This is a genomic window from Aminobacterium sp. (genome assembly GCF_034926885.1).
Taxonomy (GTDB): Bacteria; Synergistota; Synergistia; order Synergistales; family Aminobacteriaceae; genus Aminobacterium.
This window is the reverse complement of record NZ_JAYFQR010000028.1, coordinates 1-13387: the sequence shown is the minus strand read 5'-3', so window position 1 is coordinate 13387 and position 13387 is coordinate 1. Positions and strand designations below refer to the sequence as shown.

The 13387-nt window shown below is 41.4% G+C and carries 13 protein-coding genes; 10 read left to right on the top strand and 3 right to left on the bottom strand.

What is annotated here, in order from left to right; all coding sequences use genetic code 11:
- Nucleotides 1-95: 95 nt before the first annotated feature.
- Nucleotides 96-812, bottom strand: coding sequence for a lipid-binding SYLF domain-containing protein (locus VB083_RS10400; RefSeq protein WP_323402030.1), 717 nt, complete (start codon nucleotides 810-812; stop codon nucleotides 96-98).
- Between the two features lie 167 nt (nucleotides 813-979).
- Between VB083_RS10400 and VB083_RS10395 the strand changes: the two genes are divergently transcribed.
- From VB083_RS10395 to VB083_RS10355, 9 genes are all read left to right on the top strand, one after another.
- Complete coding sequence (locus tag VB083_RS10395; RefSeq protein ID WP_213695480.1) at nucleotides 980-1903, top strand: hypothetical protein; 924 nt, start codon at nucleotides 980-982, stop codon at nucleotides 1901-1903.
- Between the two features lie 19 nt (nucleotides 1904-1922).
- A complete protein-coding gene (locus VB083_RS10390) occupies nucleotides 1923-2474 on the top strand; it encodes an ATP-binding protein (RefSeq protein WP_213690242.1) in 552 nt (183 codons plus the stop codon).
- A gap of 30 nt (nucleotides 2475-2504) precedes the next feature.
- Nucleotides 2505-3320 (top strand): formate/nitrite transporter family protein, encoded by an 816-nt coding sequence (locus VB083_RS10385; protein ID WP_213690243.1) that lies wholly within the window; start codon nucleotides 2505-2507, stop codon nucleotides 3318-3320.
- A 249-nt stretch (nucleotides 3321-3569) separates the two neighbouring features.
- Nucleotides 3570-4406, top strand: a complete 837-nt coding sequence (locus VB083_RS10380) for a MurR/RpiR family transcriptional regulator (protein ID WP_213690244.1) — start codon at nucleotides 3570-3572, stop codon at nucleotides 4404-4406.
- A gap of 123 nt (nucleotides 4407-4529) precedes the next feature.
- Nucleotides 4530-5834, top strand: a complete 1305-nt coding sequence (locus VB083_RS10375; protein ID WP_307879536.1) for a citrate transporter — start codon at nucleotides 4530-4532, stop codon at nucleotides 5832-5834.
- A gap of 24 nt (nucleotides 5835-5858) precedes the next feature.
- Complete coding sequence (locus tag VB083_RS10370; RefSeq protein ID WP_213690246.1) at nucleotides 5859-6680, top strand: carbon-nitrogen family hydrolase; 822 nt, start codon at nucleotides 5859-5861, stop codon at nucleotides 6678-6680.
- A gap of 29 nt (nucleotides 6681-6709) precedes the next feature.
- A complete protein-coding gene (locus VB083_RS10365; RefSeq protein ID WP_213690247.1) occupies nucleotides 6710-7873 on the top strand; it encodes a M20 metallopeptidase family protein in 1164 nt (387 codons plus the stop codon).
- Nucleotides 7874-8173: 300 nt separating this feature from the next.
- On the top strand, nucleotides 8174-9151 hold the full coding sequence (locus VB083_RS10360; RefSeq protein ID WP_213690248.1) for an HAD family hydrolase: 978 nt from the start codon (nucleotides 8174-8176) through the stop codon (nucleotides 9149-9151).
- Nucleotides 9148-10428 carry a replication-associated recombination protein A gene (locus VB083_RS10355; protein WP_213690249.1) on the top strand — a complete coding sequence of 427 codons (1281 nt, stop codon included), beginning with the start codon at nucleotides 9148-9150 and terminating at the stop codon, nucleotides 10426-10428. The genes VB083_RS10360 and VB083_RS10355 overlap by 4 nt, the downstream gene beginning before the upstream one ends.
- A gap of 47 nt (nucleotides 10429-10475) precedes the next feature.
- Here VB083_RS10355 and VB083_RS10350 read toward each other — a convergent pair whose 3' ends face one another.
- Together VB083_RS10350 and VB083_RS10345 are read right to left on the bottom strand one after the other, a co-directional pair.
- Nucleotides 10476-11162, bottom strand: a complete 687-nt coding sequence (locus tag VB083_RS10350; RefSeq protein WP_213690250.1) for a GntR family transcriptional regulator — start codon at nucleotides 11160-11162, stop codon at nucleotides 10476-10478.
- Between the two features lie 85 nt (nucleotides 11163-11247).
- Nucleotides 11248-11778, bottom strand: coding sequence for a cob(I)yrinic acid a,c-diamide adenosyltransferase (locus VB083_RS10345; RefSeq protein ID WP_213690251.1), 531 nt, complete (start codon nucleotides 11776-11778; stop codon nucleotides 11248-11250).
- Nucleotides 11779-11941: 163 nt separating this feature from the next.
- Here VB083_RS10345 and VB083_RS10340 point away from each other — a divergent pair, with 163 nt between their 5' ends.
- Nucleotides 11942-13231 (top strand): lipopolysaccharide biosynthesis protein, encoded by a 1290-nt coding sequence (locus VB083_RS10340; protein WP_323402029.1) that lies wholly within the window; start codon nucleotides 11942-11944, stop codon nucleotides 13229-13231.
- The last annotated feature ends 156 nt before the right edge of the window (nucleotides 13232-13387 follow it).

Below are 13387 nucleotides of genomic sequence, written 5' to 3'. Positions count from 1 at the left end.
ATGAATACGAAAAGCGGGGAAGAATATTTCTTCCCCGCTTTTTTAGATCTTTTTGTTGACATCCATTTTTTGAAGCAGCGTTATTCTGAAGATTTCTATTTTGCTTCTTTTATAACTTTCTCAAGTTCTTTTATGAGGCTGTTAATTTTAGCGCTGCTTGCTCGTTGTTTCAGAGCTTGTGCAGCGGTTGTGGGTTTTCCCCAATATACTGTATTTGCATTTTCGTCAACATTGATTGCCGCGCCTTCAAGAGACATCCCAGCAAAAAGCCCCTTGGCAATAGAGTAGCTGTAGATAGAAGCTTTAAGCTTAATATCTGTTCCAAGTTCACCTCGACGTCCCACTGGGCCGGCAGCAACTCCGAGATCCCCACCGAGTTTAACGTTGTTTCCCATAAACCCTTCAAGACCTCGTTCATTGGTAATAACAAGAACCAGACCTATAGATTCTGCTCCGATTTGCAATCCCCACGAGGCTCCTGCTATTGTTGCAAAACTGGGTCCATACCATCTTCCTGTAGCGGCATCTCTTTTGAGCACAAGTCCTTCGCCATATTTCCCCCCAAAGACAAACCCTGCCTTGATCACTGATGGAAATATAGCTACTCCCTTTGCACGCTCTAACAAATCGGCCATAGTTCCAACATCTGATTGTTCTTGCATCTCTCTGAGAAGCTTAACAGAGCCAGAAATTCTTTCTTCTGGAGTTTTAGCCCAGGCAGCCTGAGAAAAAATACCTCCGCAGCTCAACAGAGCCAGGAGGATGAATACCCCTATTATAGAATGTAGGTTCCTCTCTTTCTGCAATGTCATCTTTATCTCTCCTTTCACGATATCTTCTTTATCTTAGAATCTGCTTCGTCTATATTATTCGCATGTTTTCTTTTGTGCAAGAATCTAAAGAATTGACGGAGCTCCACTTTTTCGCGTACACTGACTAGATATATATAATATTGATTATAAGGCTGGAGGTACCCTATATGTCTTATTCAGAAATGAAACAAATTGAAGAGTTACTTGAAGAAGCGTATCAAAGTGAAGAGATAGAAGAAATAGCGCGCATCACCCGGCAGATTCTTGAGCTTGATCCCGAGAATCCAGAGGCGTTAATGCTCCTTGCCGATACGTTGGAATACTCGGAAGAAAAGCTCGAACTTTTGCAGCGTGCACTAAAGCCCATGCGCAGCATGATGGAAGAAGCCGGACTTCTCAATAGCGAGGAGCTAATGGATGAAGATGAAGGACTCATCTATATTGGTCTTTTACAACGTTTAGGATTTGCTTTGCTCTCTGAGGCACACATAGAAGAGGCTCTTGGTGTCGCAGAAGAGATCATTTCGTACGACCCTGAAGGACTTACCCTCGGAAAAACACTTATGTATCGTTGTCTTGTAGAGCTTCAGCGTTTTGGCGAAGTTCTGGAAAGAGCAATGAAAGACGAGGAAGTTTCACCTGCTCGTCAACATTCGATTGCCATAGCTACTTTTATGCTTTCAGGTGCAGATAACGCTTCGTATAAAGCTCTTTGGGATGCATTTAAAGTCGGACCAGATATTCCTCTTTATATATTGGGTTACGTTCCTGAGCCTGACCTTGATTCTATTGATGAACAGCAGGAAGAAGATTACAATTTTTCTATACTCTTCGAAGACGCCTGGACAATTTCACAAGAACTTGCCAATTGGCTTGCTTCTGCGACTATTCTTTTTGGAATGCTTACAGGCCGCTTCCTTGAAGAAGATAAAGAAAATTTCCTTGTACTTATGGATTCCCTTGGAATCACTTCTTTCTATGAGAAGGCAACGCAGGACATGGGGTATGACGTCGATGCTCTTGACGCTGAATCCTTTGACACAACTGTTTTAGATATGCTGAGGTCAAACGTCTACCTTCCCCTAAAATAAAAAATGGAGGGGTGGCGCCGTGTTAGAAGATTTTTCTCAACACGTATTAGACATAGCGGAAAACAGCATTAATGCGGGAGCTACGTGGGTTGATATACGCATAACGGAAGATCGTAAGGGGGGATGGTTTCTTTTCGAGGTAAAAGATAATGGAAGAGGAATGAATCAAGAGGTTTTGCGTGTTGTAACAGATCCTTTTTATACAAGCCGCACAACGCGCAGGGTTGGGCTGGGTCTACCTTTTTTAAAACAATTAGCCGAATTATGTGATGGAAAATTGGTTATAGAGTCTGCTCCCGGAAAGGGCACCTGGGTGCGGGCCAGTTTTCGCTATGACCATATAGATCTTCCACCGCTCGGCAATATTCCAGCATCTTTGATCTCCCTCCTCATTGCATATCCCGAAGTACAGCTGATCTATCGCCACAATCTCAATGGTAGAAATTTTACTTTTGATAGTTTTGAACTAAATAATGTCTTGGGGGATATAAGAGAGGTACAGAATCCATCAATAGCGCGCTGGCTTCAAGAGTATTTTAAAGAGAGTATAGAAACCTTACGTCAGCATTGATCTTTAGGTTTTCTGGAGGAGTGATACAGTATGAACTACAAGTCGCCCTTTGAATTGGCGAAAATGGCTTGTTCGACATCACAAACAAAAATATCATGGAGCATCAGGCAAATGCTCTTACTTGGAATACTAGCCGGAGCATATATTGGCTTTGGCGGTTGGCTCATGACATGTGTAACCTATGATATCCCTGGTGGGATGGGGAAATTTATGGCAGGATTTGTCTTTTCAGTCGGCCTTATTCTGGTAGTTATTGGCGGAGGAGAACTTTTTACCGGGAACTGTATGATGCCTCTGGGTGCCATGGTTGGATGTACACCTATGAAGAGTATTCTGCGCGCTTGGTTTTGGGTTTACGTTGCGAATTTTATAGGGGGCACACTTGTAGCTTTTCTTATCTATAGCACAGGCTTATGGAATGGCCCCATTGGGGCCAAAACACTTTCTATTGCAGCTGGGAAGATGAGTTTGCCTTTCGGACAGGCTTTTTTCAGGGGAGTACTTTGTAATTGGCTTGTTGTGCTTGCTGTATGGTTAAGCATGGCAGCAACGGATGTCACTGGCAAAATATGGGCTATTTTCTTTCCTATAATGGCTTTTGTAGCCTCAGGTTTTGAACACTCTATTGCAAATATGTACTTTATGGGAATGGGGCTTCTTTTAAAAGGAATGCCGTCTTTAGTGGCAGCTGCACATCTTACGGAAGCTCAATTACATGCTATTTCTCTAGGCGGCTATTTTAAAAACCTTATTCCCGTAACATTAGGAAATATCGTTGGTGGTGTTCTTTTTGTCGCTGTTTTTTATTTCCTTATATTTAAAGAGAAGCTACGGGCGTCGGAATAGTGTTTGTTGAATAAAATAACGAATATATGAATATTGTTGCCGTTAAAGGAACCTGTGAAAGCAGGTTCCTTTCTTTTTGATTAAAGATTATTTATTCATTGAATATATTGACTGTCATACAATAGGTGCTAAAATGAAAAGAAATTATTTTTTACATCAAAAAACGATAATTTATTTTCATTTTTAAAAACTTTAGTTCCTTCAAGTTCAGAAAATCTCTCTATCCAACAAAGAAAGGGATGTTAAGAAATGAATAAAAATGTACTAAAGCTCATAGAAGAACGTTATGAATCACTTTCAAAAACCCATAAAAAACTTGCAAATTACATTCAAGCGAACATTCATGACTTACCCTTTCTTTCTATAAACGAACTAGGAGATCGAGCTGGTGTCAGTATTGCCAGTATCACTCGTTTTACACGAGAAATATCTTTTGCAGGGTATGCTGATTTCCAAAGAAGTTTAAGTCAATTAGTGCAGAAGGATATAACGCCCTTTCATTCTTTGAAAAGTTTAATACAGGAAGATTCCAACGGAAGTTTTCTAATGCAGACTATAAAAAATAATGCGTATGCTCTTGATACGCTATACAACGAAAATTTAGAGAAGAGCTTCGAAATTGCAATTCAAAAAATACAGAAAGCGCGAAAAATATATATTATCGCTTCCCGTTCTTCATATTCTGTTGGGTACTACCTCTATTTTATGCTTCAAAGATTTCTCGATAATGTTTGTCTTATTAATGGAGTAGGCGATCTTTCTAATCATTTACTCTATGTTGAAAAGACGGACTGTCTTATTGCCGTGAGCTATACTCGCTATACGAAAACTACATATAAAGTGGTAAATCATTTCTTTTCCAAAGGTTGTAATGTAATTTCTATAACAGATACTCATACCTCCCCTATTGCATTGAAATCATCGCAAATATTGCTTGCACAAAATACAGCTTCTTATTCTCTTGTGGGTGCAATGACGCTTGCAAACTGTTTAGTTGCGGCATTAGCCAAAGCAAATCTTCCAGAATCATTAGAACGAATGAAACAACAGGATCAGATAGCGCTCGAAAATGGTATCTATCTTTAGTCTTTAATTTCTTATTTCTATGTTCTTACTCTTCAGCATAAAAGTGCTTGGCCTTAATAACCGCATGGGGCTGTGGTTGACCATCGTACTTTATGACTAAATACAACTTGAGGAGGTTATAACATGATTCTTGGGTTACCACCAATTTTAGGTTTTCTCCCTCTCTTGCTTTATATCGTTTTAATGCTTAAAGGCAAGGACATGAATTTATCGGTGTTGGTTTGTGTTATTCTTGGGGCTATTTTGACTGGAGAAAGTATTACTGGTTTCGGTGCCGTATTACAGCAATCGTTAAGTTCCTTTTTATCTTTAATAGGTTTTATTATTGTTCTGGGGGCAGGTCTTGGGGAAGTCTTAACAGAAACCAAGGTTGCTCACAATATTGTGTATCAAGTTGTTGGCAAAGCAAGACTTAAATCGAAGAAACAGGCTATTTTGATTGCTATGCTTACATCTACCGGGTTGGTTAGCATGCTCGGAACTCTCGCTGGTTCAAATGCTATTATCGCCCCTATCCTCATCCCCATTGTGGCCAGTCTTGGTGTTACTCCCAATACCCTTGGCGTAATTATGCATGGTGCAGGTGCGACTGGTTTATACATAGGTCCCTTTGTTCCTCCTGTAGTAACCATCATGGGATTAACTGGAATAGGATATTGCGAATATCTTATGACAGCAGGAATACCTCTTGCAGTCATAGTTTGGGGAAGTACCTTCTTCATGGCTTGTCGAACTCAAAAACTTACAGAAGGAAAGTTTTCTTATAGTGAAGAAGATGCAGCCAAGACAGATTTTGTGGTAACTCCTCAAATCAAACGCGCCACAATTGCTTTTGCTATCGCCATGGCTGTAATGCTTACCTATGGTATTTTTGCGAAGGCAGGAGCTTCCTATGCCATTGTCGTTATGCTAACAGCTGCTTTAGTCACTGGAGTAGCTGCTGGTATGAGCCTGGATATGGCACTTAAAACTCTGGTTAAAGGGAGTTCTAAAATGTATTGGATGTTCTTTATGTTTGTTTTGTTTGATCCCTTCCTGAATTACGTTGCCAAATCTGGTGCTTTTGATGCGATAGCAAGCTATATCCAGCCTTTGATTGCCGCAGGCGGAGAGGTTGCATTCATTATGCTTAGCTCTCTTATTGGAGTTTTCGGGATTTCTGGCGCTGGTGTTGCTCAAGCTCAAATTACTCATGAACTCTTTTTGCCCTTGGTAAAGAGTTTGCATATCAGCATGGATATGTGGGCTTTAGTAGTATTGGTTGCTTGCCAGGTTACTTTTTTTGTTACGCCTACTGTTGATATGGTTGGCCAAATGGGGCTAGCTCGATCTAAAGATCTAAAAGCCATGCTTAAAAATGGCTGGCTGTTAACGATCATTACATTTGCTTTTGTTTTTGTTCGTGCAGTGCTTTACGTTATGAAGTAAAAGATAAAACAAGGAGGCAGAATAATGGTTAATTTTGCATTGTTGCAGACGGATATTAAATTTTGTGATCCAGAGTATAACCATTCACACGTAAAAGAAATGATTGATAAGGCCATGTCTGCTCAAAAACGTCCGGATATGATCGTTTTACCCGAGGATTGGAGCACAGGTTTTTCTGATGAGATGTTTCACCATATGGAAGATTTCATAGAGCCGATTGATGGTCCTTCAGTAACTCTTCTTAAGGAGTGCGCTAAAAAGCATAACGTATGGATTCTTGGTGGATCTATTGGAACACAATTTGAAGATGGAATGCGCAATACTGCTTTTCTTATCAATCGTAACGGTGAGATTGTAGGGGATTATAGCAAGATGCATTTATATAGCGATATGGACGAAGACGTTGCCTATAAGCATGGAACTGATATGAATGTATATGATACCGAGCTTGGAAAAGTGGGGATCGCTATTTGCTATGATCTTCGCTTCTGTGAACTTTTCAGAACATATGCCTTACGTGGGGCAGATGTAGTGATTGAGACTTCCGATTTTCCTAATCCAAGAGTAAACCATTGGAGAACTCTCCTTTTAGCTCGTGCTATTGAAAATCAGATGTTTATTATTGCATGTAATCGTGTGGGAGCTAGTCCTATGGGGACCTATTGCGGACATTCCATGATTATCGATCCGTGGGGTGAAGTTATTGCAGAGGGTGGGGATCAGGAAGAGATTGTTACGGGAAGTGTTGATTTTTCAGAGACACAGAAAATTCGCGATACAATTCACATGTTCCGTGACAGACGGCCTCAAAGTTACCCTGACGATATGTGGAAAACTAATCGTTAAGCCACATTGAAAGGTATGTAGTACTAATAATGACAGAGTGTATTAAACGAATCGTACAAGAGAACATTAATGACATTGTTGAGTTACGACGACTTATTCATCGCTATCCAGAGCTTGGAGGCAAAGAGATAGAGACGACCAAACGGCTTCAAGCTTTCTTTAAGTCGCGAGGTTTAACTCTTCATCCTATTGCAGATTTAACAGGAGGGTATCTATTTATAGACGCAAAAAGTAATAAAACCATCTGTTTCCGTGCCGATATAGATGCTCTTCCAATTGTTGAAGCCACTGGGGCGTTGTTTACTTCCGAAAGCAAGGGCACGATGCATGCTTGTGGTCATGATGTACATACTGCTGTAGCAGCAGGTGTTGCATTAACTCTTGAAAAGTTAAAAGAATCTTTGAAATGCAACGTTATTGTGCTTTTTCAACCTGCAGAGGAGTGCAACCCCATTGGGGGAGCTTTGCCCATAATAGAGACAGGCTTTTTACGTGGGAATAACATTTGCGAGATGTACGGACTCCACGTATGGCCCTCATATCCAGTAGGAGAAATAGCACTCAAAACAGGAGCTCTTATGGGGTCTTCAGATCGGTTCGTAGTGGAGATACACGGCAAAAAATCTCATGCTGCAGAACCACATAACGGTGTAGATTCCATATCAATTGCTTCTGAGATAATTAACGCCCTTGTGCATAAAATTAGAAGGGAACTCAACCCATTTGACGTATTTCTTATCTCTATTGGATCAATATCGTCTAATGGAAGATACAATATAATTTGCGATAACGTTAAATTAGAAGGAACAATTCGCACCGTTTCAGAGCCAGTACGAGACTTTGTTCACAAGAGAATTTGTGCCCTCTCAGAGAGTATCGCCGCATCATATTGTGGAAGAGCTGATGTAGAAATTCATCGAGGCTATGACGTTGTTCAAAATGATTTCAAGTTAACAGAATCATTCGTAAATTTTGCACGTATGTCATTGGGGAATGAGAAAGTACATCAACTCGACGAACCTTCTTTAATAGGAGAAGATTTTTCACGTTATAGTCAAGAAGTTCCATCTCTATACTTCTTTATGGGGTGTGAAAATGACTATCCTTTGCACAGTGATCATTTTTTGCCAAAGGAAGAAGTCATTCAACAAGGGGTAGAGCTTGTTGCAGGGTACCTTCTACAGCGGCAATAGACGTACATAAGGTGTAAGTTTATGCTATAATTTAGTTGAATAAAGATGAAAATGACCCTGCGATGTACGTGATCATGCACTTAGTCTTGAGCCAACACTCGATCTCAGTAGGGTCGGACGTTCGGGCCGGCGGAAGAGATGGGTGACCATCACCAACGCTAAGGCGCGACAGACCTAATCATACTAGGGCCGGGTCAAGACGACCATGACACGGCATTGCGGGGAGGCGTAAAGGGGCGCAGGTTAGCTTGCGTCCCTTTTTAATTTAAAATTGTTGTGTTTGACAGGAGGCTTCATTATATGAAGACTATTTGTCCCCCCTTTTGGCACCCTATAATTAGCGAGGGCTTTATTCTTGATTGGGATGGCGTTCTCGCCGATACTCGCCTTGATTTCTCACAAATTCGGATGAAATATTTCAATGGACAGTCAGTTCCTATAATTGAGGGAATGAAAACTCTTGCAGAAGATAGAAGACAAGAGTTATGGCATGATATTTATACTCTTGAGATGGAAGGAGCAGAACAAGCTACTCCTGTTGAACAATCTGTCGAATTTGTGAATTGGCTTAATAATCATGATATCCCATGGGTTGTTGTCTCTCGAAATTGTATGGATTCCATACGTTTAGCTGCTGAAAAAATTAAGTTTCCACTTCCCTCCAAAGTGTTTAGTCGTGATGATGGACCTGTTAAGCCCGATCCGAAAGCCCTTTGGCTTGCTGCAGATATGCTAAAAGTTCCTGCTGAGAAGTGCGTAATGGTGGGAGATTTTGTTTATGACCTCATAGGAGCAAGAAGAGCTGGAATGAGGGCTATTCTGGTAGAACGTCCACGAGTTGAATGGCAGCATTGGGCTGATGTTGTCTTTCCTACTATGGGCGATTTTTTAAAGGATCTTTGCTCTCCTTCTCCGCTTGTTCCATGGGAATATACCTCATTGGTAGAAGAAAAAGGGGAAAAGTGGCTTTTCCAGACGTGGCAGCTCTCATTGCAGGTTCCAGATGATATTCCTAATATTTGCAGTTTTTGTGAAGAGGCAGCTCGTCTTGGCATTGGAAAGCTTGTTGTTACTCCCGATGTTGCTCTTTCTGTGGAACAGTGGAAGAATTGGCCAGGGTTGTCTTCTGCCTATCTTGATGTTGATCAGGTAACGGTAATACACGAAACAGTACGACGACGGTACCCTTTTATTACCGTTTATGAAGGAAGCGACGGTATTCAGCTTTCAGGAAATGTCGCTTCAATGGAAAGCGAATTGGAGGATATTGTCTTATGAGTTCAAACTCTCATTCTTTATGGGAGCGTCCCTTAGCAGATAGAATGCGTCCTGCACATCTTGACGATTTTGTAGGGCAGGAACACCTTCTTGCTTCAGGGGCACCGTTACGCCAGATTTTGCAAAGTGGCAAGGTACCAAGCTGTGTGCTTTACGGGCCTCCTGGAGTAGGAAAGACTACCCTTGTGCGTCTCATGGCGACAGAAACAGAGCGTAGCTTGCTAGAAATCAATGCTGTGTCAGCGAAAGTATCAGAACTTCGTGATCTTGTAGAGGAAGCGAAAAATCTCAAAATTCTAAGTGGTTATGCTGCTATTGCATTTGTTGATGAGATTTATCATTTTAATAAAAGTCAACAAAATGCCCTCCTTCCGTCAGTAGAGAAGGGGGACATTATTCTTGTTGGAACCACAACAGAAAATCCATGGTTTGAAATTAATAAAACCCTTCTATCCCGACTTATTGTTTTTCAGCTTAAGCCTCTAACGGAAGATAATCTTGTTGCTATATTGCAGCGTGCACTTATAGATGAAGAAAGGGGCTTAGGCGTTCTTAAACTTGCCGCATCAGATGACGTGATGCGTGTTTTGGCTAAAATGGCAGGTGGTGATGCTCGCCAGGCTTTGACTCGTCTAGAGTTTATCGCTTCATCTGCTGCTACGTCTGGTGCTTCTGAAATTACTATGGAACACATAGAGAGACTTGTTCCGTCGGCGTCAATTCGTTTTGATCCTAAAGCTGATGATCATTATGCCATTATTTCAGCTCTCATAAAAAGTTTACGTGGCTCAGATCCTGATGCAGCAGTCTATTGGCTAGCGCGACTTTTAGAGGGCGGAGAAGATATACGCTTTATTTGTCGCCGCCTCATGATTTTTGCTGCAGAAGATATTGGGCTTGCTGATCCCCATGCACTGCAAATATCAGCAGCTGCTTCTTACGCTGCCGATATGACGGGGCTTCCAGAAGCACGAATTATTCTCTCAGAAGCTGTTATTTATTTGGCGGCATCTCCTAAAAGTAACAGTGCATATATGGCAATTAATAATGCTATCCAATCTATACAGAAAGGGAACCTGCAAGAGGTTCCAGAATGCTTAAAGCCAGGTGGAAAGGGCTATATCTATCCTCACGATGATCCACGACATTGGGTTCCTCAACAGTACGTTCTTTCGCCTCAACGTTATTATTTCCCAGGCAATTTGGGAAAAGAGCGGGCTTTTCACGAGCGGTTAAAAAAATTCTGGCGACGTTTCTCTAGTGATGATGAAAAATAAGAAGAGGTCGGAGGGCGATGGAGTATGCCGCGACCCCTTTTTAACGGTTAATCTTCGTTAGTATAATCTTCGGGATGTAATTTTAGGAAGGTTAAGAGACTCTTCTTCGTATCTTCTATATGCTCACTCATCTCAGCCTTTGCTTTGTCGCAATCTCCAGCAAGAACTGCATCGATAATTGAAAGGTGCCCTTTCAAAAACACACTCAATGCAGTTGGTTCTGACTGCATTGAATAAGGACGGCAGAGGTTAATAAGATCGACGATATTATTAAGAGTTCGATGTAAATATTTGTTCCCGCTACACTCATAAAGAAAACAATGAAAGCGGCGATCTTCTGACAAATATTCCTCATGTGGTGTCTTGCTTGACATCTCTGAGAAAACCTCGCGAAAAAGTTGTAACTCCTTTATCGGCGGATTTTCGCAAACATTTTCTATCGCTATTACTTCTAATGCTTGACGTAATTCATAAAGGTCTGCTGCATCTTTTAAAGAAGGAAGGGTTACGAAAGCACCTCTCCGAGGAGTTAAAGTGATAAGTCCAGTTTGACTCAACTGCCGTATAGCCTCTCGTACGGGAGTTCTTGAAACAGCTAATTGCTCAGCTAACTCAATTTCGGAGAGTTTTGAGCCAGGTTTAAAAATTCCGCTTACTATTGCATCTTTTAATCTTTCATAAACAATCTGTCTTAACCCTTGGTTAGTTGCAGGGGTCAGTGGTTTGTGGTCCATAGTCACAGTCCTCCTCAAAACCTAGCACTTTGCACCCATTATACACCATGGAAGCATTCTTATTAGTCTATTCGTTCTATTCTGTTTATTGGCAACTATTAGCCTCTTCTTCTTGACGAGTTACATAGTCGTACCACAGTGATAGGGCGTAAATAACATCTGAAAGCCTATTAATGTATGAATAACTATCTTCTTGTAATTCTTTAGTGCGGAAAAGTTTTACGGCTAAACGTTCAGCCCTTCGAGCTACGGTTCGTGCGACGTGCAACGCGGCCCCTGCCTTTGAGTCGCCGGGTCTAATAAAACGGAAAGTTTCACCTGTTATCTTTCCAACTTTACCAACAATAGCTTCGAGATCTGAAATGTTCGGGCATGGTAACCCGGGGAAAAGTGCTAAATGCCCCATTAAAATTCCCATTTGTTGCTCAAGCCAGCAAAGAGTTTCGCAAATTTCTTCATTCTCACAGAATGCCCGGGCCATCCCAACATGGGCCTGACATTCATCAATAGTTCCGTAAACTTCTACGCGTAAATGATCTTTAGGAACACGTTCTCCATTACCAAGGCTAGTTTCGCCAAAATCGCCCCCTTTAGTTGTAATCCACGTTTTGGCCAACCTTGTTCCCCCCCTCTGTAAAGAATTCGCTCCTTGGGCACATTATACACAACATCGGGAAAGATGTAACTATTAAATCTCCATAAAATTGGAGACGTAACCCATAATTTCTGTTAATCTATAGCGCGGTAGTCTTAAAAAATAACTGTAGGAGATAACATATATGTCTGGGTTGCGCCGTAGATTGCTTCCTTTTCTTGAAACTGTTTCTCAGTCTTCTTCTACCAGGGATATGTGGATTCTTACCCTTGGTAATTCAATAGGGCAAATAGCGTTACTTGCGACTATGCCCTTCGCCTCTCGATTGTATTCTCCAACAGACTATGGGATGTTAGCCCTTTATTCGTCCATACTCTTAACAGGAGTAAGTCTTTCAGGTTTGGCCTACCATCAGGCAATACCAATCCCTTCCAGAGAAGGAGATGGAACGGCCCTTTTTATCCTCAGTATTATTATAGAGGTAGTCTTAGTAGCCCTTTTCAGTTTCCTTTTTGTTGTGTCACGCCCATTTTTTAAAGGTATCCAGCCAACGGGAGGTATAAGTTTTTGGTTTTTCCCTATAGGCATTTTATGGGCAGGTATGTATAAAATTATTACGAGCTGGTGCACTCGGGAAAAGAGATTTAGCGAACTAGCTCTTTCGAAGGTTATTCAAGGGATTATGAGTAGTTTTGTGACTTTAGGTATGGGATTGGCTTTTTTGCGCCCCTTGGGTCTTATAGCTGGATATATGATCAGTCAAGGAATGGGCGTAATCTATCTTTTAATTAAGACCTTTTCGTGGCGTCAACTTAAAGCTGCTTCACCAGAACGTTTACGTTACGTTGCTGCAACCTATCGGCGGTTTCCTCTTTATAATACGTGGTCAGATCTTATGAATACCCTTAGCAGCCAGCTTACTCCGCTTATTTTGACTTCTGTCTATGATGCACAGGTTACAGGCTATTTTGCTCTCTCGTTTCAAGTGATCAACCTTCCCATGTTTTTTATTGGAATGGCCGTAAGACAAGTGTTTTTTCAACAGGCAAGCCGGGCGGTACATAATGGAACACTCGCCGAACTCACTCGATCTACCTTTAGAAGGCTTTTTTGTATAGGTTTTGTGCCCTTCTTTCTTCTTACGCTTTTAGGGCCACAGATTTTTTCTTTTCTCTTCGGGGAACTTTGGTATATGGCGGGAGTTTACACGCAATGGATAGCACCATGGTTCTTTATCGTTTTTTGTACAGCTCCTCTTTATAGCATTCTTTATATTCTTGAAAGACAGCGTCAAAATACAATTTTTCAGGCTGTGATTTTGGTCTCTCGTATTGGGGCGCTTTACTTAGGAGTTTTTTGCGGAGGTGCCGTGTGGTCAATTGCTATCTTTGGAGTGGTAGGGCTTGTATTATGGCTCTTTCTTCTATGTTGGATAATACATTTAAGCGGAAACACCGTTAAATCGATGTTTTAAGCTTGAAACTTCAACTTCTGTAAGGGGCCATAGTTTGCTTCCTGATAACGTGATAAAGTGAATGGCGGGAATCCCAGTCCGTATGATTGGCTCCCGCCAATTCAAAGATAAATGGGCTCACCCTGTCCAATAGTAGTGGCGGAATGGAAGTTGCGG

Excerpts from the sequence above, each read along its gene's own strand:
- VB083_RS10385 (WP_213690243.1), top strand. The coding sequence starts at position 2,505 with ATGAACTACAAGTCGCCCTTTGAATTGGCGAAAATGGCTTGTTCGACA.
- VB083_RS10380 (WP_213690244.1), top strand. The coding sequence starts at position 3,570 with ATGAATAAAAATGTACTAAAGCTCATAGAAGAACGTTATGAATCACTT.
- VB083_RS10395 (WP_213695480.1), top strand. The coding sequence starts at position 980 with ATGTCTTATTCAGAAATGAAACAAATTGAAGAGTTACTTGAAGAAGCG.
- VB083_RS10355 (WP_213690249.1), top strand. The coding sequence starts at position 9,148 with ATGAGTTCAAACTCTCATTCTTTATGGGAGCGTCCCTTAGCAGATAGA.
- VB083_RS10360 (WP_213690248.1), top strand. The coding sequence starts at position 8,174 with ATGAAGACTATTTGTCCCCCCTTTTGGCACCCTATAATTAGCGAGGGC.
- VB083_RS10375 (WP_307879536.1), top strand. The coding sequence starts at position 4,530 with ATGATTCTTGGGTTACCACCAATTTTAGGTTTTCTCCCTCTCTTGCTT.
- VB083_RS10400 (WP_323402030.1), bottom strand. The coding sequence starts at position 812 with ATGACATTGCAGAAAGAGAGGAACCTACATTCTATAATAGGGGTATTC.
- VB083_RS10350 (WP_213690250.1), bottom strand. The coding sequence starts at position 11,162 with ATGGACCACAAACCACTGACCCCTGCAACTAACCAAGGGTTAAGACAG.
- VB083_RS10370 (WP_213690246.1), top strand. The coding sequence starts at position 5,859 with ATGGTTAATTTTGCATTGTTGCAGACGGATATTAAATTTTGTGATCCA.
- VB083_RS10340 (WP_323402029.1), top strand. The coding sequence starts at position 11,942 with ATGTCTGGGTTGCGCCGTAGATTGCTTCCTTTTCTTGAAACTGTTTCT.
- VB083_RS10365 (WP_213690247.1), top strand. The coding sequence starts at position 6,710 with ATGACAGAGTGTATTAAACGAATCGTACAAGAGAACATTAATGACATT.